The organism is Flavobacterium notoginsengisoli (assembly GCF_042686225.1).
Classification (GTDB): Bacteria; Bacteroidota; Bacteroidia; order Flavobacteriales; family Flavobacteriaceae; genus Flavobacterium; species Flavobacterium notoginsengisoli.
The window spans coordinates 244,170-268,540 of sequence record NZ_JBHUOT010000002.1 but is presented as its reverse complement, the minus strand read 5'-3'; the positions used below and the strand labels follow the sequence as shown (position 1 = coordinate 268,540).

26 protein-coding genes are annotated in these 24,371 nt (G+C 32.9%); 18 read left to right on the top strand and 8 right to left on the bottom strand.

Annotated features, from left to right (window positions below; genetic code table 11):
- Positions 1 to 72: 72 nt before the first annotated feature.
- Together ribH and ACFS3A_RS06480 are read right to left on the bottom strand one after the other, a co-directional pair.
- Positions 73 to 645, bottom strand: coding sequence for a 6,7-dimethyl-8-ribityllumazine synthase (gene ribH, locus ACFS3A_RS06485; RefSeq protein ID WP_179007973.1), 573 nt, complete (start codon positions 643 to 645; stop codon positions 73 to 75).
- 85 nt (positions 646 to 730) lie between these two features.
- Positions 731 to 1,510, bottom strand: a complete 780-nt coding sequence (locus ACFS3A_RS06480; protein ID WP_379824609.1) for a tetratricopeptide repeat protein — start codon at positions 1,508 to 1,510, stop codon at positions 731 to 733.
- 241 nt (positions 1,511 to 1,751) lie between these two features.
- On the opposite strand from ACFS3A_RS06480, the gene recF reads away from it, so the two are divergent.
- The 10 genes from recF to ACFS3A_RS06430 all read left to right on the top strand — a co-directional run bounded on the left by recF (position 1,752) and on the right by ACFS3A_RS06430 (position 10,640).
- Complete coding sequence (gene recF, locus ACFS3A_RS06475; protein WP_379824608.1) at positions 1,752 to 2,831, top strand: DNA replication/repair protein RecF; 1,080 nt, start codon at positions 1,752 to 1,754, stop codon at positions 2,829 to 2,831.
- A 118-nt stretch (positions 2,832 to 2,949) separates the two neighbouring features.
- Positions 2,950 to 3,624: a DUF2461 domain-containing protein gene (locus tag ACFS3A_RS06470; RefSeq protein ID WP_379824607.1), complete on the top strand. Its 675-nt coding sequence runs from the start codon at positions 2,950 to 2,952 to the stop codon at positions 3,622 to 3,624.
- 86 nt (positions 3,625 to 3,710) lie between these two features.
- Entirely contained in the window at positions 3,711 to 4,757 is a 1,047-nt protein-coding gene (locus tag ACFS3A_RS06465) for a glycosyltransferase (protein ID WP_379824606.1), read from the top strand.
- A 135-nt stretch (positions 4,758 to 4,892) separates the two neighbouring features.
- Positions 4,893 to 5,906, top strand: a complete 1,014-nt coding sequence (gene murB, locus ACFS3A_RS06460) for a UDP-N-acetylmuramate dehydrogenase (protein WP_379824605.1) — start codon at positions 4,893 to 4,895, stop codon at positions 5,904 to 5,906.
- 106 nt (positions 5,907 to 6,012) lie between these two features.
- Positions 6,013 to 6,627 carry an FMN-binding negative transcriptional regulator gene (locus tag ACFS3A_RS06455; protein WP_379824604.1) on the top strand — a complete coding sequence of 205 codons (615 nt, stop codon included), beginning with the start codon at positions 6,013 to 6,015 and terminating at the stop codon, positions 6,625 to 6,627.
- 86 nt (positions 6,628 to 6,713) lie between these two features.
- Positions 6,714 to 7,820 carry a glycosyltransferase gene (locus tag ACFS3A_RS06450; RefSeq protein ID WP_379824603.1) on the top strand — a complete coding sequence of 369 codons (1,107 nt, stop codon included), beginning with the start codon at positions 6,714 to 6,716 and terminating at the stop codon, positions 7,818 to 7,820.
- Positions 7,811 to 8,362: an RNA polymerase sigma factor gene (locus ACFS3A_RS06445; protein ID WP_379824601.1), complete on the top strand. Its 552-nt coding sequence runs from the start codon at positions 7,811 to 7,813 to the stop codon at positions 8,360 to 8,362. The genes ACFS3A_RS06450 and ACFS3A_RS06445 overlap by 10 nt, the downstream gene beginning before the upstream one ends.
- Before the next feature lie 159 nt (positions 8,363 to 8,521).
- Positions 8,522 to 9,355: an energy transducer TonB gene (locus ACFS3A_RS06440; RefSeq protein WP_379824600.1), complete on the top strand. Its 834-nt coding sequence runs from the start codon at positions 8,522 to 8,524 to the stop codon at positions 9,353 to 9,355.
- A gap of 103 nt (positions 9,356 to 9,458) precedes the next feature.
- Complete coding sequence (locus ACFS3A_RS06435) at positions 9,459 to 10,196, top strand: DUF4184 family protein (RefSeq protein WP_379824598.1); 738 nt, start codon at positions 9,459 to 9,461, stop codon at positions 10,194 to 10,196.
- 63 nt (positions 10,197 to 10,259) lie between these two features.
- The gene (locus tag ACFS3A_RS06430; protein WP_379824597.1) at positions 10,260 to 10,640 is read left to right on the top strand and encodes a PH domain-containing protein; all 381 of its coding nucleotides are present in this window, start codon (positions 10,260 to 10,262) and stop codon (positions 10,638 to 10,640) included.
- Between the two features lie 57 nt (positions 10,641 to 10,697).
- Here the strand turns inward: ACFS3A_RS06430 and ACFS3A_RS06425 are convergent, their stop codons facing one another.
- Together ACFS3A_RS06425 and ACFS3A_RS06420 are read right to left on the bottom strand one after the other, a co-directional pair.
- Positions 10,698 to 11,579: a M48 family metalloprotease gene (locus ACFS3A_RS06425; RefSeq protein WP_379824595.1), complete on the bottom strand. Its 882-nt coding sequence runs from the start codon at positions 11,577 to 11,579 to the stop codon at positions 10,698 to 10,700.
- Positions 11,580 to 11,762: 183 nt separating this feature from the next.
- Positions 11,763 to 12,638 carry a M48 family metalloprotease gene (locus tag ACFS3A_RS06420; protein ID WP_379824594.1) on the bottom strand — a complete coding sequence of 292 codons (876 nt, stop codon included), beginning with the start codon at positions 12,636 to 12,638 and terminating at the stop codon, positions 11,763 to 11,765.
- Positions 12,639 to 12,808: 170 nt separating this feature from the next.
- On the opposite strand from ACFS3A_RS06420, the gene lipA reads away from it, so the two are divergent.
- The 3 genes from lipA to ACFS3A_RS06405 all read left to right on the top strand — a co-directional run bounded on the left by lipA (position 12,809) and on the right by ACFS3A_RS06405 (position 16,971).
- Complete coding sequence (lipA, locus tag ACFS3A_RS06415; protein WP_379824593.1) at positions 12,809 to 13,675, top strand: lipoyl synthase; 867 nt, start codon at positions 12,809 to 12,811, stop codon at positions 13,673 to 13,675.
- A 99-nt stretch (positions 13,676 to 13,774) separates the two neighbouring features.
- On the top strand, positions 13,775 to 14,773 hold the full coding sequence (gap, locus tag ACFS3A_RS06410; RefSeq protein ID WP_379824592.1) for a type I glyceraldehyde-3-phosphate dehydrogenase: 999 nt from the start codon (positions 13,775 to 13,777) through the stop codon (positions 14,771 to 14,773).
- A gap of 26 nt (positions 14,774 to 14,799) precedes the next feature.
- Positions 14,800 to 16,971 carry an ATP-binding protein gene (locus tag ACFS3A_RS06405; RefSeq protein WP_379824591.1) on the top strand — a complete coding sequence of 724 codons (2,172 nt, stop codon included), beginning with the start codon at positions 14,800 to 14,802 and terminating at the stop codon, positions 16,969 to 16,971.
- Positions 16,972 to 16,995: 24 nt separating this feature from the next.
- On the opposite strand, the gene lpxK is transcribed toward ACFS3A_RS06405, so the two are convergent.
- The 3 genes from lpxK to ACFS3A_RS06390 are packed head-to-tail and all read right to left on the bottom strand — an operon-like array spanning position 16,996 to position 18,531.
- Positions 16,996 to 18,018, bottom strand: coding sequence for a tetraacyldisaccharide 4'-kinase (gene lpxK, locus ACFS3A_RS06400; RefSeq protein WP_379824590.1), 1,023 nt, complete (start codon positions 18,016 to 18,018; stop codon positions 16,996 to 16,998).
- Between the two features lie 4 nt (positions 18,019 to 18,022).
- Entirely contained in the window at positions 18,023 to 18,304 is a 282-nt protein-coding gene (locus tag ACFS3A_RS06395; protein WP_379824589.1) for a Txe/YoeB family addiction module toxin, read from the bottom strand.
- Positions 18,286 to 18,531, bottom strand: a complete 246-nt coding sequence (locus ACFS3A_RS06390; RefSeq protein WP_379824588.1) for a DUF2683 family protein — start codon at positions 18,529 to 18,531, stop codon at positions 18,286 to 18,288. The genes ACFS3A_RS06395 and ACFS3A_RS06390 overlap by 19 nt, the downstream gene beginning before the upstream one ends.
- Before the next feature lie 131 nt (positions 18,532 to 18,662).
- Between ACFS3A_RS06390 and ACFS3A_RS06385 the strand changes: the two genes are divergently transcribed.
- From ACFS3A_RS06385 to rluF, 5 genes are all read left to right on the top strand, one after another.
- The gene (locus ACFS3A_RS06385) at positions 18,663 to 19,757 is read left to right on the top strand and encodes a Nif3-like dinuclear metal center hexameric protein (protein WP_379824587.1); all 1,095 of its coding nucleotides are present in this window, start codon (positions 18,663 to 18,665) and stop codon (positions 19,755 to 19,757) included.
- A gap of 3 nt (positions 19,758 to 19,760) precedes the next feature.
- Complete coding sequence (locus ACFS3A_RS06380) at positions 19,761 to 20,540, top strand: zinc ribbon domain-containing protein (RefSeq protein ID WP_109190517.1); 780 nt, start codon at positions 19,761 to 19,763, stop codon at positions 20,538 to 20,540.
- A gap of 189 nt (positions 20,541 to 20,729) precedes the next feature.
- The gene (locus ACFS3A_RS06375; protein WP_379824586.1) at positions 20,730 to 21,599 is read left to right on the top strand and encodes an alpha/beta fold hydrolase; all 870 of its coding nucleotides are present in this window, start codon (positions 20,730 to 20,732) and stop codon (positions 21,597 to 21,599) included.
- A gap of 29 nt (positions 21,600 to 21,628) precedes the next feature.
- Positions 21,629 to 21,973 carry an antibiotic biosynthesis monooxygenase family protein gene (locus ACFS3A_RS06370; RefSeq protein WP_379824585.1) on the top strand — a complete coding sequence of 115 codons (345 nt, stop codon included), beginning with the start codon at positions 21,629 to 21,631 and terminating at the stop codon, positions 21,971 to 21,973.
- A 114-nt stretch (positions 21,974 to 22,087) separates the two neighbouring features.
- Positions 22,088 to 22,924, top strand: a complete 837-nt coding sequence (rluF, locus tag ACFS3A_RS06365; RefSeq protein WP_379824584.1) for a 23S rRNA pseudouridine(2604) synthase RluF — start codon at positions 22,088 to 22,090, stop codon at positions 22,922 to 22,924.
- A 46-nt stretch (positions 22,925 to 22,970) separates the two neighbouring features.
- Here rluF and ACFS3A_RS06360 read toward each other — a convergent pair whose 3' ends face one another.
- A complete protein-coding gene (locus tag ACFS3A_RS06360; RefSeq protein ID WP_379824583.1) occupies positions 22,971 to 24,359 on the bottom strand; it encodes a DUF4153 domain-containing protein in 1,389 nt (462 codons plus the stop codon).
- Positions 24,360 to 24,371 lie beyond the last annotated feature (12 nt).

The window sequence follows — 24,371 nt, the reverse complement described above, 5'->3', positions numbered from 1 at the left end:
CATAAAAAAAACAAAAAAACCTATACCGTTATGACACAGTATAGGTTTAAATATTTTTAAAACAATTGTGTTTTATTCGTTTTCTATTTTTCGCGGAGAATCTTCAATTTGAAGCGCTCCTGAAGTCAATAATGGTTGATTAAAAGCATGTGAAATCGAAGCCTGCTGACGAATGTAAGCCATTTTAATCGCTGCAATTGCAGCTTCAGTTCCTTTATTTCCGTGAACTCCACCACTTCTGTCAATAGACTGCTGCATATTATTATCTGTTAAAACACAGAAAATAACCGGAATATCTGTCTGTACATTCAAATCTTTAATTCCTTGAGTCACGCCTTCGCAAACAAAATCAAAATGCTTGGTTTCTCCCTGAATAACGCATCCTATTACGATTACGGCATCAACGTTTTGAGTCTGAAGCATTTTTTTCGCTCCGTAAATTAATTCAAAACTTCCCGGAACATTCCAACGGATAATTTGCTGAGCAGGAACATCGCAATCAACCAAAGCGTCAAAAGCGCCATTATAAAGTCCTTCTGTTATAGTATCATTCCATTCAGAAACAACAATCCCAAATCGAAAGTCTTTCGCATTTGGGATTGTGTTTTTATCGTATTCTGATAGATTTTTATTTTCAGTAGCCATCTGTATATTTTAGATATTAGATTTATAAATTTTAGACTGCTAAAATACGAATCTAAAATCTAAAATCTTAACTCTATAATAATATTTATTGTGCTAATCCGATCAAAGCATCAACGAATGCTGCTTCCGGAGCACTGTCGTAATTATCTTTGATGTCGTTAAAATATTTCAACGCATCTTCTTTCTGACCTAAAGCTAAAGCTGTTTTTCCTGCTTTTAACAAGAAACGAGGTGTAGTAAAGTCATTTTTATTAGATTCAGCAGCTTTTACATAGAAAGATAAAGCTTCTTTTGGGTTATTTTTTTGAGAATAAGCATCTCCTGTTGCACCTTTAGCCAAAGCACTTAAAATTACATCTTCTGATTTAAATTCACCTAAATATTTAATAGCCTCATCAAATTTACCTGTATTTAAGTAAGCCATACCCGCATAATAATTAGCTAAATTTCCTGCGTCAGTTCCAGAATATTCGTCAGCGATTTTGATAAATCCGAATTTACCTTCTGAACCATTTAATGACAATTTGAATAATGAATCGCTGGAAACACCATTTACTGCTTTTTCAAAGTTTTGCTGAGCAACAAACATTTCGCTTGCCGCTTCTTCTTGTTTTGGAGTTGCAATGAATTTTTGGTAAGCCAAATATCCAATTGTAGCAACAGCAATACCAGCCACTAAACCAATAATGATTTTTTGATTTTTAGCCACCCAATCCTCAGTTTTTGAAGCCGTTTCATCTAGTTTTGAGAAAACACCAGCTGTTGTGCTGTCTTTTTCGTCAATAACTACTTGTTGTTCTTCAGTAACCTCTTTAACTTCCTTTTCTTTTGGTGTCTTATATCCTCTTTTATTGTAAGTTGCCATTTAAAATTTATTTAGTGAACGGCAAAAATAAAATTTTTCTTGAAACTGAGGTAAAAAATTTCAATTTTATCACTATTTTAAAAAGAAATATTTTCAGGATTCGCTTGTACTTTCGCGAAAGCGTTAAAATAAATCAGTTCGAAACTTCTCTGAAGCCAATTATATCGATAATTTTCGGTAATTTGCACCCTCAAATTTTTACTGTCCAAAAACAGTATTTTTTACACTGGAGTCCCTAAAAATGCATCTTAACAAAATTTCTTTATTCAATTATAAAAACTTTTCCGAAGCAAGTTTTGATTTTGACATCAAAATCAATTGTTTCGTAGGGAAAAATGGCATCGGAAAAACCAATGTCCTGGATGCAATTTACCATTTAGCGTATGGAAAAAGCTACTTTAATCCACTTGCTGTTCAAAACATCAAGCATGGTGAAGAGTTTTTTGTTATTGATGCTGAACTGGAAAAGAATGAAAGAACGGAACAAGTGGTATGCAGTTTAAAAAAAGGTCAGAAAAAAGTTCTGAAACGAAATGGAAAAGCTTACGATAAATTCTCCGACCATATCGGTTTTATTCCGTTAGTAATTATTTCACCTGCCGACAGAGATTTAATTGTGGAAGGAAGTGAAACACGTCGTAAATTTATGGATAGTGTAATTTCACAATTGGATTCTACTTATTTGCATCAGCTTATTCAATATCAGAAAGTAATTGTACAGCGAAATGCCCTTTTGAAATATTTCGCCCTCAACCATACTTTTGACAATGACACCTTATCTATATATAATGAGCAATTAAATGAATACGGAAAATCGATTTTTGAAAAACGAAAAGATTTTCTGGAACATTTTATACCTATATTTAATATACATCATCAAGCGATAACAGGATCGGAAGAATCTGTACAATTGGTTTACGAAAGTCATTTATTCGAAAAAGACCTAATTAGTCTTTTAAAAGAAAACGTCAACAAAGATCGTGCTTTGCAATATACAACTGTCGGAATTCATAAAGATGATTTGTCTTTTGAAATTGATTCGCATCCGATAAAAAAATTCGGATCTCAGGGACAACAGAAATCTTTTTTGATTGCTTTGAAACTGGCACAGTTTGAATTTCTAAAAAAACAAAGCGGCGTAAAACCTATTCTTTTGTTTGATGATATTTTTGACAAACTCGATGAAACCCGCGTTGCCAAAATTGTAGAAATGGTAAATAGTGAGACTTTTGGTCAGCTTTTTATTTCAGATACTCACCCTGAACGAACAGAAGCTATTGTAAAATCTACACATCAGACCTATAAGATTTTTAATTTATAATTTTCGTTTCTGAAAATTGATATAATTTGTATCAGCTTTCTCCATTAATCCCAAATTAGAAATCATTAAATTAGCCTGAACAAAACTTAAAAAACAACTGCAATAAATATTAAGGAATATGTTAACGAAAGAATCATTGCAATTTTTAGACGATTTAAAAAAGAACAATAATCGAGAATGGTTTCAGGACAATAAAAAACGATACGAAGTTTTTAAAAAAGATTATCATCAATTGGTAAGTGATTTTCTGGATGCTATGAAACCGCTAGATCCTTCATTAGAATTATTGGAAGTTAAAAACTGTACTTTCAGAATCAATCGTGATATTCGTTTTTCTAAAGACAAATCTCCTTATAAAGCACATTTGGGAGTTTGGCTTTCGGCAGGTGCCAAAGGTGCCAATCGCGCGGGTTATTACGTTCACATCGAAAAAGGCGCCAGTTTTATTGCCGGCGGATTTTATTCTCCAGAACCAGAAGACTTGAAAAAAGTCCGTAAAGAAATTGCTTTTTTCTATGATGATTTAGAGGAAATTCTAAACAACAAAGAATTTAAAAAAGAGTTCGGGAATTTAGACACAAACGAAAACAATTCGCTTAAAAATCCTCCGCGTGGTTATGAAAAAGAGCATCCTGCAATCGAATTTTTAAAGTTAAAAAGTTTCACTGCAACTCAAGTTTATGATATTGCTGAAGTGACTCAAAAAGATTTCGTTTCTAAAATGAGTAAAAAACTGATTGCTTTAAAACCTCTGAATCATTTTATTAATCGCGCTTTAGAAACTGAGGAATAAAAAAGATAATAGCCACGAATTCACGAATTAATACAAACCAATTATGGTTGAAAATAATTCGTGAATTCGTGGCAAAAAAAACTACAATGAAAAGAAAAATACTTTTTCTTGGAGAATCTTACCGCGCCGATGCCATCACCTGGATGAAAGGTTTGAAAGAATTTGGCGATTTTGACATTATCACTTGGGAACTTCAAACTCCAAACCATAAAAGATTCAAACGTATTTTAGAGTATCTCTTCTCTCCTGTTACTATTCAAAAAATCATCAAAAGAGAAAAACCAGACATGGTTATTGCCGAAAGAACTACAAGTTATGGTTTTCTAGCTGCAATATCAGGTTCTAAAACTATAGCCATTGCACAACAAGGCCGAACCGATTTATGGCCTGAAGAATCTAAATTGTATCCTTTTAAAAAATTCATTCAGAAATATGCTTTTAAAAAAGCACATTTAATTCATGCCTGGGGTTCCGTAATGGCAATTCACATGAAAGCATCTGGAGTTGACATGAATAAAGTTCTGGTTCTTCCAAAAGGAATCGATTTATCACTGTTTACTCCTTCAACAAACAATTCAAATAAAATTGAAGCGATTGTAACGCGTTCGCTAATGCCAGAATATCGGCACGATTCTATTTTAAAAGCTTTTGGGATTTTACATCAAAAAGGAATTGATTTTTTACTTACAATTGTTGGAGATGGAACAAGATTACAATCATTAAAAAATTTAGCTACAGCACTTCAAATAGAAAATAAAGTAATTTTCACAGGAAGAATTCCAAATACAGAACTTCCAAAATTACTACAGCAATCAAACATTTATATTAGTATGCCAATTACAGAAGGCGTTTCGGCATCTTTATTTGAAGCGATGGCTTGTAGTTGCTATCCTGTAGTTTCAGATATTTCTGGAAATCAAAGCTGGATTACACATCGAGAAAATGGACAATTAATTGAAGTTGACAACATAGAAATGCTGGCCAATGAATTAATCTGGTCTTTTGAAAATGCCGAATCTCGAAATCAGGCTATTATTCGAAACAGAAAATTTGTGGAAGAAAATGCTAATTATGACATTAATATGAAGGTTATTTCGGAGAAGTATCACGAACTTATTGATTCTCAAACATAATATAACCGCAAAGTTCGCAAAGATTTACGCAATGAACGCAAAGCTTTGCGAACTTTGCGAAAACTTTGCGTCTTTGCGGTTAGAAAAAAAAATTATAATCCTTACTTTTGAACTATATTAAAAAGCCTTTTATTTATGGAAATTCAATCCAATTTTTCTTTAAAAAAACACAACACTTTTGGCATTGAAGCCAGTGCAAAACAATTCGTCGCGGTACATTCTATTGCTGAATTGAAAACAGTTTTAGCAGAAAACAAAAACGAGAAAAAGTTTATTTTAGGAGGTGGAAGCAATATGCTTTTGACCAAAGATATTGATGCTTTGGTCATTCATATCGATTTAAAAGGAAAAAAAATAATCAAAGAAAACGATGATTTTGTTTGGGTTGAAAGCCAAGCCGGCGAAACTTGGCACGATTTCGTTCTTTGGACCATCGACAACAATTTTGGCGGATTAGAAAACATGTCGCTGATTCCTGGAAATGTGGGCACAACACCAGTTCAGAATATCGGCGCTTACGGAACCGAGATTAAAGATACTTTTGTTTCTTGCGAAGCCATGAATATTATGTCTCAAGAACTAAAAACTTTCGATAATGCTGAATGTAATTTTGGCTACCGCGAAAGTATTTTTAAGCATGAAGTTAAAGACCAATACATCATTACTTCGGTTGTTTTTAAATTAACGAAAAGCAATCATAAAATCAATACTTCTTACGGAGATATTTTAGCGGAATTAGCAAAAAATAATATTTCTGAACCAACATTAAAAGATGTCAGCAATGCTGTAATTGCGATTAGACAGAGCAAACTTCCTGATCCAAAAGAATTAGGAAACAGCGGCAGTTTCTTTAAGAACCCAATTATATCAAAATCTGATTTTGAAAAAATACACGAGAAGTTTCCTGAAATGAAGTTTTATGAAGTTTCAGATACTGAAGTAAAAGTTCCTGCGGGATGGTTAATTGAACAGGCCGGTTTTAAAGGAAAACGTTTTGGTGATGCGGGAGTTCATAAAAACCAAGCCTTGGTTTTGGTTAATTACGGAAACGCCACAGGACAGGAAATTTTAGCTGTTTCAAAAGAAGTGCAAAAAACCGTTTTTGAAAAATTCGGCATTCAAATTGAAGCGGAAGTGAACGTGATTTAAAACACGAATTAGCAATCATTGTCTAACTGAGCGAAGTCAAAGTCATTTTTGGCATAAAAACATTTCGACTTTGCGCAATGTGACAAATTGAATAAAAACAAGAGAGATGTATACACCCGATTTATACAAAAATGAAAATCCTGAAGAAATCAGAACCTTTCTAAAAGAAAATAGTTTTGGAATCTTGATTAATCAGACCAACGGAAAACTATGCGCCACGCATATTCCGATAGAATTGGAAGTTAATGCAGATGGAAAAGAAATTTTGCAGGGACATATTTCTAAACTGAATCCGCAGGCTGAAGGTTTCAAAGAAAACGATGAGGTTTTGGCTGTTTTCACTGGCCCTCATAGTTATATTTCGTCTTCTTGGTACGATCATGAAAACGTTCCAACCTGGAATTACATAGCTGTACATGTGTATGGCAAAATCAAAATTGTTGATTACGAAACTTCTGTAGAACAGCTAAAAAAATTAGTGGACAAATACGAAGTAAATTCTGAAAACCCTGTTCGAGTTGAAGATTTATCGACAAAAACAATGCGTGAAGCTAGAGGAATTTTTGGATTCGAAATAGAAATTGAAGAAATTCAGGCAACGAAAAAACTTTCTCAAAACCGCGACGATCACAATTATAAAAACATAATAACCGAATTAGAAAAAACCAAAAACCCTCAGTCTATTGCTGTTGCAAAAGAAATGTCAAAATGCCGAAAGTAAATCGGCTTCAGCTATTGAATTTTACGAATTCATAAGTACATTTGCAGTCGCAGAACGTAAAAAATTAATAGAACCAAATAAATCAGATGCTTATATACATATTTTACTTTTTTATTGCTATTGTTGTTGTTCAACTATCTTATTATCTAGGAATTTTTGGAAAGTTTGCTTTTAGTAAACCGCAGCATATCACGCCTAAAAATCTTCCGGTTTCTGTAATTGTTTGTGCAAAAAACGAAGAAGAGAATGTAAAAAAATACATTCCGCTTTTGGCTCAGCAAAATTATCCTGATTTTGAAATTGTCTTAATTGATGACGCATCAAGCGATGAAACACTTGAAGTTTTTGAAGAATTTGAAAAAGAATTCCCTAATATTCGTTTGGTAAAAGTCGAAAATAACGAAGCCTTTTGGGGAAACAAAAAATACGCTTTAACACTTGGAATTAAAGCAGCAAAAAAAGATTATTTATTATTTACAGATGCAGATTGTTATCCAACTTCTAAAGAATGGATTACGGCAATGACTTCACAATTTACACTAAACAAAACAATTGTTTTAGGATATGGAGGATATGAAAAAATCGAGCGTTCTTTTTTAAATAAAATTATTCGTTTTGAAACTGTGTTAACAGCGCTTCAATACTTTTCATGGGCAAAAGCAGGACTTCCATATATGGGTGTAGGACGAAATTTAGCCTACAAAAAAGAAGAGTTTTTTAATGTAAACGGATTTATCGATCATATTCAGGTTCGCTCCGGTGATGACGATTTGTTTATCAATCAGGCCGCAAACAAAAACAATACAACTATTTCCTATACGCCTGAAAGTTTTACCTATTCAAAACCTAAAAAAACATTCAGAGAATGGTTTACACAAAAAAGGAGACATGTTTCTACTGCAGAACATTACAAGTTTTTTGACAAAATGCAGTTAGGATTATTTTTCTTCTCACAATTATTCTTCTTTTTATTAGTTATAATTCTGCTGGCTTTTCAATTTCAATGGATCGCTGTATTGGCAATTTTAGCGACACGTTATACCGTTGTCTGGACCGTAATTGGATGTTCGGCGGGAAAACTAAAAGAAAATGACCTTAAAATTTGGTTTCCGGTTGTTGAGATAGCGCTTATATTAACGCAAATTAATATCTTTATAACTAATATCTTTTCAAAACCGGTATATTGGAAATAAATTCTAAAATAGAAAAAGCAAAAAAAGGCGATCAGATCGCCTTTACTTTTTTATTAGATCATTATTGGAATGAGGTATACGCTTTTATGCTCAAACGAACTGAAAACGAAACCACGGCAGAGGATATTACAATAGAAACTTTTTCTAAAGCTTTTGATAAAATAGCTTCTTATAATTCAGAATTTCAGTTCAACACCTGGTTGATTGCTATTGCTAAAAACGTTTATATTGATTTACTCAGAAAAAAGAAAACCAATCTTTTTATTGAAATCACAGACAACGAAGACCAACAGGCATATAACATTGCAGACCCAACTCCTTCCGCAGAAGATGCATTAATTAAAGAGCAAAATCTTTCCCGTCTGCTTTTATGCATCAAAGAACTCAAACCACACTACCAAGAAGTAATTCAGCTTCGTTATTTTCAGGAAATGTCTTATCAGGAAATTGCCATTAAGATTGACGAGCCTCTAAGCAGCGTAAAAGTTAAACTTTTACGCGCTAAAAAATTATTGGCAGAAATTATCGAACGTAACAGATAATTTCCTATCTTTAAAACAAGAAAAATATACAATTCGTATTTTTATTCTTAAAAAACATTTTTTATCACATACTAAAACTACAATTTTCTCGTTGTAGCTCCAAACCTAAACCATTTCTGCGTATGATTTAAAGTTACTTAACCTTAAAACCCAAAAATTATGTCTAAATTAAACATTTATGAAAACAAGTGGAATGATCTTGTTTTCGAAAACAGAAACAAAGAGTACGGAGCGTATCAATTACGCCAGGAAAATCCTAGAACTACGGTTAATGCTCTCTTTATGGGTTTATTGTTAATAACTGCTCTGGGAAGTATACCGGTATTAATTAGCAAGCTTGCACCACCACCTGTGGATAGCACATCTGAAGTTCCTCCTTCAGATCCAATTGTTGTGACACCTTACAACCCTACTGTAACACCACCTCCACCTGCTCCACCAGCACCTCCTGTACTAGAGCAGACTACGACTACTGTTACAGACGCTCATGGATTAGTTAATCCAATAGTTGTAAGAACAGAAGATGCAGTAGATAAAATAGCTCCTAACACAGATAATGTACCTGTTGTACAAAATAATACTGGAACAGGAGATCCTTCTGGTCCTGTTACCTCATCAGGAGGTGGAGGCGACGGTCCGGTAATGTCTAGTACACCAACAATTACAAACACACCTGTTTTACCAGCAATTCTGGACAAACAGCCTGCATTTCCCGGAGGAATTGGTGAGTTTTACAAATATGTTGGAAATAATTTCCGCAGACCAGAATTGGACATGGAAAAAACATTAAAAGTATATGTTTCTTTTGTTGTTGAAAAAGACGGATCACTTACAGACATTATTGTTCAAAATGATCCTGGCTATGGAATGGGAAAAGAAGCGGTTAGAGTTTTAAAATCATTAAAAACAAAATGGAGTCCGGGAATTCTTGACGGAAAACCTGTTCGAACAGCATACAGTCTTCCAATTACAATAAAAACGGAAGTGGAATAATAAAAAAGCAGAACTTAGGTTCTGCTTTTTTATTATTTAATTTGAGCCAAAAACGAAACAAAAGTTCATTAAATTTATAATTCATTTCAAAATTAAATTTTTAATGCCCTTTACCTTTTCTCATCCAGCAATAATTCTCCCCTTAAGGTATTTACCAAAATCATGGTTTTCGTTAACAGCTTTAGTTATTGGAAGTATGACACCCGATTTTGAATACTTCTTACGAATGAAAGTCAAAAGCGATTATAGTCACACTTTAGCCGGTATTTTTTGGTTTGACTTACCTATTGCACTTCTATTCTCTTTTGCCTTTCATAATGTAATCCGAAATCTTTTATTTCAAAATCTTCCCTCCTTTATTAGCAATAGGGTATCAATTTTTACTCATTTCAATTGGAATATTTATTTTAGAAAAAACTGGCATATTATCATACTTTCTCTTTTAATTGGGATAAGCTCACATATCTTTTGGGATGCCTTTACACACCAACAAGGTTATTTCGTAAATAAAATTAATGCTTTAAAAAATACTATTATACTATTTGAAAAAGAAATTCCAATCTGGAAAATTGCACAGCATGCAAGCACTCTTGCTGGAAGTATTATAATTGTTCTAGTCTTTTTTAAGCTTCCGAAAAATTCCACTTTAAAAACCAGCATTGACAAATTATACTGGAGTACTGTCTTTTTATTTTCTACTTCTATTTTGTTTATTAGGTTTACGCTAAACCCTGACATTTTAAATATTGGAAATTTGACCGTATCATTTATTGCTTCCTTTATAATTTCAACAACAGTAATTCCACTTCTAATTAAATTCAAATCAGGTATTAAAAATTAACAAAATCAACTACTTTTACTCCTTCTAATGTCTATTGATTCAAACCAATAAAAAAACAAAACAATGGGAATATTTTCTGCTATTCTTGGCAACGCAGGTTCTGTTAGTCAGGAAGATTTAATTAAAAAATACGGACAGCTTCTGACCTCGAATGAAGAAATCGAAATGGGTTTCAAACTTATTCGCGACACCTTTATTTTCACAAACAAAAGATTAATCCTTGTTGATGTACAAGGAATTACAGGAAGCAAAACAGAATACAAATCGATTGCTTACAAAAACATTACAAGATTTAGCGTAGAAACTGCAGGAACTTTTGATCTTGATGCCGAATTAAAGATCTGGATTTCAAGCGAGCAACAACCAAGTATCGTAAAACAGTTCAACAAATCAGTTAATGTTTACGAAGTACAGAAGATTTTAGCTTTTCCCGTTTTAGGATAAAAAAACAAACCCGGCAGATACAAATCTGCCGGGTTTTCTTATTTTAGGAAACAACTATTATTTCTTTTTTGTAGTTGTTGTTTTCTTCTTTGTAGTTGTAGTCGTCTTTTTAGTTGAGGTTGTAACTGGAGCAGTGTTTACAATTTTCTGCTGTACATACGGTTTGTACAAACCATCTTTCTCTGCTCTCTTTTTAGCATCTTCGGCTCTTTGTTTAGAATCTGGATGCGAACTCATCATTCTTTCTATAAATGAAGCCTCTGCCCCTTCACTCATTTTAGCCAAAATTCTAAAAGCAGATTCCTCAGCATTAACATTATAGCCATTTTTCTTCAAGAAATTATAAGCAAATAAATCGGCTTCAGATTCTTGCTTACGGCTGTGTTTACTATCAATTAATGCGCTTCCTATTTTCCCCAATTGACTATCTGTTACAGCAGCAATTTTTGCAGATTGAGAAGAAGCACCGTCAATTAGAGCTTCTTTTTGGTAAGCTGCACGCATCGCATCTCTTGAATCATTGTTCGCTACGTGACCAATTTCGTGACCTATTACAGCAAGCAATTCATTATCATCCATAATATCCATTAAACCTGCAAATACACGAACACTTCCATCAGCAGTTGCAAAAGCATTTACATCTTTAACTTTGTAAACTTTGTAGTTTAAGGTATACCCTTCACCTGTAGAATGTTTTCCAAAAACTCTGTTTAAGCGTAAAGTATAACCGTCATTTGGTCCTGCAACTTCATTTTCTGTATCCATTTTTGCTACAGCTTCTTTAGACAAAGCTGCAGCATCTGCATTGGTTAAAGTAAAAGCCGTCACTCCTTTTTGAACTGCTCCTATTGCTTTATCTCCAAAATTAATCTGAGCATTCATTTTAGTCATACCAAATGTCGCAAATAAGAGTCCTGCTATTATAAATTTCTTTTTCATGATTTTTTTACAATTACAATTTAACAACAAATGTAAATAACAAAAATGCTATTTCATTACCTTGAAAGCTTGTTTTTTCAACAATTAAAGATATAAAATTTAAGCCAGCTTAAAAGAACATAACAATCAAAAAAAAACGACAGACTCTTCGAATCTGCCGTTTTTCAAATTAAACCTAAAAATTTACTTCTTTTTAGTAGTTGTTTTTTTAGTTGTAGTTTTTGTTGCTGTTTTAGGAGTTGAAACAACAGGTGCCGTATTTACAATTTTCTGTTGTACATATTCTTTATACAAACCATCTTTTGTAGCTCTTTTTTTAGCTTCATCCGCTCTTTTACCGGCATCAGGATGTGAACTCATCATTTTAGTCATAAAAGAAGAATCTGCTCCCTGACTTAAATTTTGCAAAATTCTAAAAGCCGATTCTACCGCATTAACATCATAGCCATTTTTTTTCATGAAATCATAAGAGAAGGAGTCCGCTTGAGATTCTTGTTTCCTACTGTGTTTACTATCAATCATTGCACTTCCTAAGGCTCCTAATTGTGATTTTGAAATCGTTTCAAATTTTCCTGATTGTGATGAAGCAGCATCTAGTAATGCTTCTTTTTTATAGGCAGCTTTTATGGCATCTTTTGTATCGTGATTTACTACGTGACCAATTTCATGTCCAATAACAGCCAGTAATTCGTTATCATCCATAATATCCATTAAACCTGCAAACACACGTACACTTCCGTCTGCGCAAGCAAAAGCATTAATATCTTTTACTAAATAAACCTTATAATTCAATGTAACACCATCAGTAGAAGCATGTTTTCCAAATAAACGATTTAATCGAATCGTATAACCATCTGCCTCGGTCGCAACAGGATTGTTAGCATCCATTTCGTCAATTGCTTTTTTTGCTAAAGCAGCCGCATCAGCATCGCTGAATGTAAAGCCTGAAATACCTTTTCCAACTGCCCCCATGGCTTTATCAGAAAGTATCTGTGCATTTACATCAACATAACCAAAAGTCATAAACAAAATCCCCAAAGCAATAAATCTTTTTTTCATATTTTAAAACTATTTAATTAACAACAAAATTAGTTTTGAAAGAATTTTAAGCTATCTCTGAAAGTTAAATTTGTAATAGATTAGGACGGAAATGTAAAAACTAAACGAAAAGCAAAATTAGTCCTCAAAATGAACTACATTCCGTATCTTTGTGCTTTGATTATTGATATATGGAAACATCCGAAGCAAACATAACTACTGCAAAACCTAAGTGGTTAAAAGTAAAACTGCCAATTGGACAAAAATATACCGAACTAAGAGGTTTGGTTGATAAATATAGTTTAAATACAATTTGTACTTCAGGAAGCTGCCCTAATATGGGAGAATGTTGGGGTGAAGGAACTGCAACTTTCATGATTTTAGGAAATGTCTGCACCCGTTCTTGCGGATTCTGTGGCGTAAAAACCGGAAGACCGGAAACAGTAGACTGGGACGAACCTGAAAAAGTAGCCCGTTCTATAAAAATCATGAATATCAAACATGCCGTTATTACGAGTGTTGACAGAGATGATCTTAAAGACGGAGGTTCTATTATCTGGATGGAAACGGTTAGAGCGATTCGCAGAATGAACCCAAATACGACTTTAGAAACTTTGATTCCGGATTTTCAGGGAATTGAAAGAAACATTGATCGTATTGTAGAAGCAAATCCGGAAGTGGTATCTCACAATATGGAAACAGTTAGACGTTTAACCCGTGAGGTTCGTATTCAGGCAAAATATGACAGGAGTTTAGAAGTACTCCGTTATTTAAAAGAAAAAGGTATCAACAGAACTAAATCCGGGATTATGTTAGGTCTTGGAGAAACTGAAGAAGAAGTTTTTCAGACCATGACAGATTTACGAAATGCCAATGTAGATGTAGTCACTATTGGTCAGTATTTACAGCCTAGTAAAAAACATCTTCCTGTAAAAGAATTCATTACACCTGAACAATTTGCCCGTTATGAAAAATTCGGACTTGATTTAGGTTTTAGACATGTTGAAAGCGGACCACTTGTTCGTTCTTCATACAAAGCACAAAAACATATTTTATAATTTAAGTTTAATCGTTTAATTGATTAACCGTTTAATCCTTCATGCGTTTAACAGTTAACAATTAAACGATTTCAACGGTTAAACGAATAAACCAAATAATTGAAAACAAGAATTGCCATTAATGGATTTGGAAGAATTGGAAGAAATTTGTTCCGCCTTCTTTTAAATCATCCTGAAATCGAAGTCGTTGCTATAAATGACATTGCAGATAATAAAACTATGTCACATTTGATTAAATATGACAGTATTCACGGTGTTTTGCCTTTTGACGTAAGTTATGATGAAAATAGTATTATTGTAGATGGCAGGCATTTTTTCTTTTTTCACGAAAAAAACATTCTAAATCTAGACTGGAAATCACATTCAATTGACATTGTAATTGAATCTACAGGAAAATATAAAACGCACGAAGAATTAAACAGACACCTCGAAGCGGGCGCAAAAAAAGTGATTCTTTCCGCTCCTTCTGAAGTAGACACTATAAAAACGGTAGTTCTTGGAGTAAATGAAAACATTCTGGAAGGAAATGAAACAATAGTTTCTAATGCAAGCTGCACCACAAACAATGCTGCGCCAATGATCAAAATCATTGAAGAATTGTGCGGTATTGAGCAGGCTTATATTACAACAATACATTCTTTCACAACAGATCAAAGTCTTCACGACCAACCACATAAGGATTTACGACGTGCAAGAGGCGCAAGTCAGTCAATTGTTCCAACAACTACAGGTGCAGCTAAGGCATTAACAAAAATTTTTCCTAAATTGCACAACAAAATGGGAGGATGTGGAATAAGAGTTCCTGTTCCCGACGGTTCATTAACAGATATCACCTTCAATGTAAAACGTGCTGTAAGCATTGAGGAAATAAATAAAGCATTTAAAGAAGCTTCAAAAACAAGTTTAAAAGGAATATTAGATTACACCGAAGATCCTATTGTCTCGGTAGATGTAATTGGCAACACACATTCTTGTTTGTTTGACGCACAGTTGACTTCAGTTATCGATAAAATGGTAAAAGTAGTAGGCTGGTACGATAATGAGATTGGCTATTCATCAAGATTAATCGATTTAATTTTACTCATAAGAAAAAAATAAGATTCATTGTAAAAGCATTGCCATACATGAAATACTGTCTTTTTATTGTTGTTTGTTTTCTTAATTCGTTTTTGTATTCTCAATCCAAAAAGAATACAGATAGCGTTACCTATTACAACAAGCTGGCCAATGCTAATTTCAACAATAAAAAGTACAATGAAGCTGCTCTTTACACCAAGAAATCTATTAATTTTTGTGAAGTACACGGCAAAACAGAAAATTTAGCCAACCAAACCTTAAAGCTTGGGAAAATTTTTTACAATCAGGGAAAACTTGAAGATGCTTTAAAAAATTTCCATAAAACTGTTTCAATATATGATACTCTAAAACCAAGCTGTATTAAAGCTTTGGCCTTGTATTATGTCGGCGTGGCGAATACCGCAAAAGGTGATTATAAAACAGCAGATCTTTATTATGCAAAAGCTCAAAATCTTTTAAAAGAGCTCAATATTACGGATCATGCAGAAGCTCTAAACTATCAGAAAGCATTGGCGCAAAAGAAGAATAATGACCTTCCTTTAGCTGCAAAAACTTTTAAAAGCATTACCCAAAAACCAAACAATCCGGGTATTATAAAAACAAAAGTAGATTCTTACTATCAGCTTGGCTTGATTGAAGCGCAGCTAAAAAGAAACGATTCTGCCATTATTTATTTTGACAAAGCATTGGATTATAACGAAAAAAGCAATGACCTACCAAAAAAATCGAAAATCGTTTTAGCCATAAGCCAGTATTATAAGCAGAATAAAAATTATGATATGGCTTATTCTTTTTTAGATGAGCACTATCAGCTGGAAAATTATCTTTTAAGATTAAAAAATGCCAAAGTTGATTTAAATGAATTCGAAAAATTCAAAAAAAATCAATCTTTAAATAATACCATCAAAAGAGAAAGCGAAGAAAAAATTCAGCTCAAAACCTATCGATATTCCAAGCTAGTCAGTATTTTGGCCATTGCTTTAATTTCAATTTTATCTCTTTTGAGTCTAGCTTTATACAAAAATAATATTATCAGAAATCAGAACAATTTACTGCTTCGCGAAAAAAACAAAGAACTGATTTTAGCTAAAAACAAAGCCGAAAAAGCGTCAAAAGCAAGATCTGAATTCTTGTCAACGGTTAGTCACGAATTACGAACTCCGTTGAATGCCATCAACGGAATTACACATATTTTACTTGAAGATAATCCGAAGAAAAAACAATTGAAATATCTGGAATCTTTAAAATTTTCAGGAAATTACCTCACCACTTTTATCAATGAGATTTTAGAAATTAATAAAATTGATTCAACTAAAGTTGAAATAGAAACCATCAGCTTTAATCTAAAAGAACTTCTATTTAATATTCAAAGTTCATTAAAAGAATTAGCTACTGCCAATAAAAATTATTTCAATTTAGAAATAGACAAATCGATTCCCGACAATTTGATGGGAGATCCAACAAAGCTGTCTCAAATTATATTGAATCTAATCAATAATGCTCTAAAGTTTACTCAAAACGGACATGTTAGTGTTATTGCAAAACTATATTCTCAGGAAGATGATACCGCTACGGTTTATTTCGAAATTGTAGATACCGGAATTGGAATTCCTGAAGATAAATTACAAACTGTTTTTGAAAGTTTCTCGCAGGGATCTATAGAAGTAAACAGAAAATACGGCGGAACCGGTCTTGGTCTTACTATTGTAAAAAAACTTATCGAACTATTAGGAGGGGAAATAAAGCTAAAAAGCGAAGTAGGCAAAGGTTCAACTTTTACCTTCAAATTAAATTTTAAAATTAACCACGAACCATTGGAAGTAATTGAAGAAGTAAAATCTTATAGTGATACACAATTGAAACACAAATCTATTTTATTGATTGAGGACAACAAAATCAATCAAATGATAACTCGAAAAATGCTTGAGAACAAAAACATCAACTGTGAAATCATAGACAATGGAGAGGATGCTGTTGAACTTTTAAAGGTCAAACGCTTCGACATGGTTTTGATGGATGTTCATCTTCCTGGCATTAATGGTACTACGGCTACCAAATTAATTCGGGAATTTGATAAATCGACTCCGATTATCGCACTGACGGCTATTTCGCTTGACGAAAATCGTGACATGCTTCTTTCTTTTGGAATGGATGATGTTATTACTAAACCATTTGTTCCAGACGAATTTTACACTACTATTGCTAAGTTTTTTGATTAAAAAAGTTACTAAAATTCTGAGAAGCTAAGACACTCCGTTTAGCTTGACATATTCCAAAATTGTCGCATCAAAATTTTGCTGGTGATTGAGAAACGAACTCTTTATTGGAAGATAATACAAATGAGAAACCAATTTCGAATCTTTTAAACGAACATAGTCTTTCTCTGTTGTAATTATTTTTTTTCCGTTAGCTTTTGCCAGAATTGCTTCTAAATCAGCATCAGAGAAATGATGATGATCTGAAAAAGTCAAACATTCATCATTTTCATTCTTTAAAAAATCAAAAAACGGTTTTGGTTTTGCAATTCCTGCCAAAAGCACTTTAGATTCCAATTTAATATCGCTGACAGCAATTGTTTCTGAAGCGCCAAAAATCACTTCATCATAATCTATAAAAGTAAAAAAGATCTGCTGCGAACAATTCAATTTTAATTTCAATCGAATTTCAGCTTGTTTTTCTTCCGATAAAACTTTTGGACATTTTGTAACCACTATTATATTAGCTCTTTTAGCTCCGTTCCTGCTTTCTCTCAAATTTCCTGTTGGAAGCATAAAATCATCCGCATATAAATCATCATAAGCAGTTAATAGAATATAAAAACCCGCCTTTACCTTTCTATGCTGGTATGCATCATCAAGTAAAATAACTTCTGGTTTTTCATTCTGCGAAAGTAATTGCTGAATTCCATTGGTACGATTTGCATCAACGGCCACCATTACATTTGGAAATTTTTGATAAAACTGAAAAGGTTCATCTCCCAAAATTTCGGCATTCGAATTTTGATCAGCTAAAACAAATCCTTCTGATTTTCTTTTATAACCACGACTTAAAGTGGCCACTTTATATTTGTCAGATAATAACCGAATCAAATATTCTATTTGAGGTGTTTTTCCAGTTCCTCCCACGCTTAAATTTCCGACAGCAACAACAGGAAGATCAAATGAAGTCGATTTTAAAACCTCTTTATCAAAAAGAAAGTTGCGGACTGAAGTAATGAAGCCATATAAAATGGCGAAAGGGAAAAGTATTTTTCTGAGTAAGTTCATAATGTTATTTATCAGAGTAATGACCCATTGCAGAAACGATAATAACAGTTACTATTTCTTCTTCAACTCTATAAATCAATCTGTCTTTTTTGTTGATTTTTCTTGACCAATAACCTTTATAATTATATTTCAATTCTTCCGGCTGTCCTTCTCCAGTAAAAGGATGTTCAGTTAATTCCAAAAGTATTTTTTCAATTTTTTTAATAGTAGCTTTATTTCCTGATTTATAATGATCTTTTAAATCTTTACGAGCAACATCCTCAAAGTCTACAAAATACTTCCCCATATATCGTCAGGATTTAATCTTCTTGTTTTGCCTTTTTTAATATTGTCTTCTGCTTTTTTAATCTTCTCGATAAATTCAGGACTATAAATACTTTCCTCCTCATTAACCTGTGCATAACTATCTGTTTCAACAATTTCAATACCATCAAGACCTTTAAAAAAAGCTTCGAACATTTCCATAAATGCTTTTCCAGTCTTCGTGCGTTCGTTAATTTTTATAGTTGTCATGACTTATAAATTTTATACTACAAATGTACTAAATTTGTACTTTTAGTATCAACTATTTATACCATTAGTATCAATTATTTATTACTGATGGTATAAATAGTTGATACTAATAAAAATTTGAAAAACTTAAAATGAAAATCAAAAATATAATCTCAGTCCTCGAAGAAATGGCTCCTTTGGCTTACGCCGAAGATTTTGACAACGTTGGACTTTTAGTGGGAAATTCAGAAACAGAATGCACAGGTGTTTTAGTTTGCCATGATGCTTTAGAAAATGTAATTGACGAAGCCATATCTAAAAACTGTAATCTTGTTGCATGCTTCCACCCTATTTTATTTTCCGGAATTAAGAAAATTACAGGCAAAAATTATGTCGAGCGAGCTATTTTAAAAGCCATTAAAAATGACATCGCTATTTATGCCGTTCATACAGCTTTAGACAATCATTCAGCTGGAGTAAATAAAATTTTCTGCGATGCTTTAGGTTTAACAAATACTAAAATATTAATTCCTAAAAATAATTTCATACAAAAACTAGTCACTTTTACCGTTCCGGATAATGCAGACAAAGTTCGAAATGCTTTATTTGAAGCTGGCGCAGGAACAATTGGAAATTATGACAACTGCAGTTTTAATACACAGGGATTTTTTACTTTTCAAGGAAACGAAGACAGCAATCCTGTAATTGGAGAAAAAGGAAAGCTTCATACCGGAGAAGAAATTAAAATCGAAGTTATTTTTGAAAAACACCTTCAATCCAGAATTTTAAAAGCACTTTTTTCGAACCATATTTATGAGGAAGTAGCTTATGAAATTTACGATTTACAAAACCAGCATCAAAATATTGGTTTAGGAATGATTGGTGAATTGGAAAATGAAATGGATGAAAAAGATTTTCTTTTGTCTGTGAAAGATAAAATGATCGCTGACGGAATTCGTCATTCTGTTTTTTTAGGAAAAAAAATAAAAAAAGTAGCCGTACTTGGAGGTTCTGGAAGTTTCGCCATAAAAAATGCAATTCAGGCTGGAGCCGATGCTTTTTTGACTGCCGATTTGAAGTATCATCAGTTTTATGAAGCTGAAAACAAGTTACTTTTGGCCGATATTGGTCATTTTGAGAGCGAACGCTATACAAAAAATTATATTGTTGATTATCTTCGAAAAAAAATTCTTAATTTTGCAATCATTTTATCGGAAGAAAATACAAATCCAGTTAAGTACTTATAGAATATGACGAATACGAAAGAATTAAGTGTTGAGGACAAGTTAAGAGCAATATACGATTTACAGCTTATTGACTCTAGAATTGACGAAATCAGAAACGTTAGAGGAGAACTTCCTTTAGAAGTTGAAGATTTAGAAGATGAAGTTGCAGGTTTGAGCACTCGTTCAGAAAAACTGAAAGGTGAACTTGAAGTGATTGAGGAGCAAATCAAAGCAAAGAAAATTGCTATTGAGGAGCATAAAGAAGTGATCAAAAAGTACACAAAACAACAAGAATCAGTACGTAACAACAGAGAATTTAATTCTTTGACAAAAGAAGTTGAATTTCAGGAATTAGAAATTCAATTGGCTGAAAAGCAAATCAAAGAAATGAAAGCTTCTATCGAGCACAAAAAAGAAGTTATTTCTAATTTAAAAGAAAAACTTGATGCTAAAAGCTCTCATTTAAAACATAAAAAATCTGAATTAGATGCTATTATGGCTGAGACTCAGAAAGAAGAAACTTTCTTAACTGAGAAATCTGCTGAATTTTCTGCGCAAATCGAAGACAGATTATTAGCTGCTTACAACAGAATCAGAAGCAGTGTTCGCAACGGATTAGCTGTAGTTTCTATCGAAAGAGGAGCATCTGCAGGATCTTTCTTTACAATTCCACCACAAACTCAGGTTGAAATTGCTTCAAGAAAGAAAATCATCACAGATGAGCACTCTGGAAGAATTTTAGTTGATACACAATTAGCTGAAGAAGAAAAAGAAAAAATGGAACAATTGTTCGCAAAATTCTAAATATCAAGTCCCGATTTAAATCGGGATTTTTTTTGCAGTTATTTTTTTGCCACAGATTAAAAAGATTGACACGGATTAGGAATACTCAAATTATGAGAATAAAAATCTATTTCATCTTTTTAATCTGTGGCAAAACTTTTTTTTAGCAAGTTTATAATCATATTTTTTACCTTTAGAAAAAATTAAGTTTTGAAAATTAAAAAAGGAATTCGTTTTATTACATTAAAATCCGTTGGATCTTATATTAATTTTTTGAGTTATGTGCGTCCGCAAAGAGCCATGGAGCTTTCTTATGCCCTTTTTAGCCAGCCACGAGTTGGAAGATTAAAAAAAGAAGAACTTCCAAAAATCTTAAAAAATACAGAAACAGAAACGTTTCACTATAACGAACATCATTTTCAAACTTATATCTGGAAAGGAAACGAAACCAAAATTCTTTTGGTTCATGGATGGGAAAGCAATGCTGCACGCTGGAAAAAAACGTTACCGCATCTTCAGAAATCCGGAAGTACTATAATCGCTCTTGATGCACCAGCTCACGGACAAAGTAGCGGAAAAGAATTTAATGTACCACTTTATGCCGAATTCATTAATAAAGCGGTCGAAAAATACCAGCCTGAAATTATCATTGGTCATTCTATTGGTGGTGCTGCCTGCGTTTATCATCAATATTTATTTCCGAATACCAGTATCGCCAAAATGGTAATTCTTGGCGCTCCGTCTGATTTAAAAACTTTGATTGATAATTATATCTCAATGTTGAGTCTAAACAACAGAATGCTTCCTCTTTTAGAGAGTAAATTTGTAAATCGTTTTAATTTTAAACTGGAAGAATTTTCAGGACAAAAATTTGCATCACAATTTACTATTCCGGGTTTTATTGCTCATGATACTTCAGACAAAATCGTTGCTTTCGCTGAAGGAAAAAAAATAGCCAGCAATTGGAAAAACAGCCAATTTATAGAAACCAGTGGTTTAGGACACGGAATGCATGATGACGATTTATATGATAAAGTAATTGAGTTTCTTTTTGAAGGTTCTGAGCCGCTAAGTCGCTAAGTTTTTTTAAATCTAAAATCCAAATTAAAATGATCGCTGTAATTTTTGAAGTAATTCCTAATGAAGGTAAGAAAGATGAATATCTGGATATTGCAGCAAGTCTTCGTCCTGAATTAAGTCATATAGAGGGATTTATTTCCATAGAAAGATTTCAGAGTCTTAATGATCCCGGAAAAATCTTGTCTTTATCTTTTTGGAAAGATGAAGCAAGTATTCAGCAATGGAGAAATCTTGAGATGCATCGAGCAGCACAAGCAAAAGGCCGAAATGAAGTTTTCAAAGATTATCATTTAAGAATTGCGACAGTTGTGCGTGATTATGGCATGTTTGAAAGAAAGGAAACTCCTGAAGATAGCTCTCAGTTTCATTCTTAAAAAAGGTGCAAAGATGCAGAGATCCAAAGTAACAAAGGTTTCTATCAGTATTTCAAAAAAATCTAAAAACTAAAATCTGAAACCTAAAATCTTTTTTTTACCTACTTTTGCAGTATGGAAGAAAATTTAAAACGTCTGAATAAATTTATTGGAGAAACGGGATATTGTTCCCGTCGCGAAGCCGATAAATTAATCGAAGAAGGACGCGTAACTATAAATGGCGCTGTGGCTGAAATGGGGACTAAAGTTTCTCCAAATGATGAAGTACGCATTGATGGAAAATTAATCGTTGAGAAAAACGAAAAATTAATTTATCTGGCATTCAATAAACCGGTAGGAATTGAATGTACAACCAATCTTGAAGTTAAAAATAATATTGTCGACTATATTAATTATCCAAAACGTATTTTCCCGATCGGAAGATTGGATAAAGCCAGCGAAGGATTAATTTTTATGACTAATGACGGAGATATCGTAAACAAGATTCTTCGCGCACGAAATAACCACGAAAAAGAATATACGGTTACAGTTGACAGACCAATTACAGATCGTTTTATTCAGCGTATGGGAAATGGTGTTCCAATTTTAGATACCGTTACCAAAAAGTGTAAAGTCGAACAAATCAGTAAATACACTTTTAAGATCATTCTAACACAGGGATTAAACCGTCAGATTAGAAGAATGGCTGAATATTTAGGTTATGAAGTTACAGCATTAAAACGTATCCGAATTATTAATATTTCTTTGGATGTTCCGGTTGGACGTTATCGTGATTTGACTGATGCCGAAATCAAAGAATTAAACCAGTTGATTGAACCGTCCAGTAAAACCGAAGAAGCAAGTCTGCCGAAGGTTGAAACTCCTAATCGAAGTTCAAATGGAAATTCGAGCAGAAGAACTACTTATATTTCTAAAAACGATCCTAGATTTAAAAAGAGAGGCAATAATTAAAATAATAAAGTCCCATTTGCAATTGTAAATGGGACTTTTTGTTTACTTACTTTTTCTTATCTAAAAATTCATAATACAAAGCTTTAGATAAAAAGCTTGAACTCTGATAATTCATAATCAAATATTCTCGTACAGCTTCTGCATGTCTTCCGTTTAAGTTATTTTTTTCGAAATATTCTCTTCGGGCATCATCATTAAAATTTAATCCGCTTAGAAAAACGGGTTCTACTCCTTTGTTTACAGAGATATTATAAGTAGTTACAAGATTTCCCCAATTCACATAACTACAAAGAAGAACTGTACCGTAGAAATACCAAACCATCTGATTGAAAAGATAAGCGTTCGTTTTTTGCTTTCTAATTTTTTGAAATGAAACTACCAATCCAATAATAGCCAAGATTAAAAAAGCATAAACTCCTAGACGTTTGTATGTAAAACCATAAAAAGAAACATATTCTGTATTTTTAATCATGGCACTTACAATTAAAACCACATTTAATGAAAGCCAGATTTTAGCTAAATTTTTTAAGGCTTTAGCTTTTTCATCAAAATTAAATCCGCCCTTAAAGTAAAACAGAATTACACCCACTGCCATTAAAATTGAAAAAATTACAGCATTTACCCGCTCATGCGTATCAGCGCTTAGATTTGTTTTCTCAACCGTTTCAAAAAACTGTTCATAATTGTAAGTTACTATGAAAACCAAAAGCATAAGATTCAATAGAAACAATGTGATTTCGCCACTTTTTCTTTCGAAATCTAAATCCAGGAATGAAAAAGTGCTTTGATTTTTTACCTCAGAAATATCACTGAATTCATTGTTTAGTTTTGGGTTGAATTCATAACAGGCATCGGGAACCCAATAATTCCAAAAACTAAATGAAATATAAAATCCAAGTATGCTGATCAGGACTAACTGGAAAATATCAATATCCAAAGTATAGTCCGTAAACAATGAAGAGAAATGATTGCTTCCGAAAGAATAAACGATAAAAAACAATCCCAAAAATATAATTGGAATTACAACAAATGCAACTAGCTTCTTAGCAAAATCATTATGAATTTTTCGTTCAGGAAGCCATTGACTGAAAATAAAAACACGTCCCAAAGAGGTTATTCCGGTTAAGAAAATTAAAGGAAAGATTTGTATGATTTTGAGTTCGCCTTCCTGCGTCTTAAACTGTAAAAACAAAATTGATAACGCTAAAGCAAAAAATGATGCGCCGTCTCCATACCATGCAAAAGCGAAACAAGACAAAATAGAAGTCATAACCAAAACAAGATGCGATCTGTTTACCAGTTTTTCCTGAAAGAAATAACTAACTAACAATGTTAGCACCACTCCAAAAATAGAGATATTGATTCCAGGGCCTTCATTGTAAAAAAGCAGTGCAAAAACTGCTGTACATGCTAAAATAATTTGATGTTTTTTCATGATTTTTGTTTT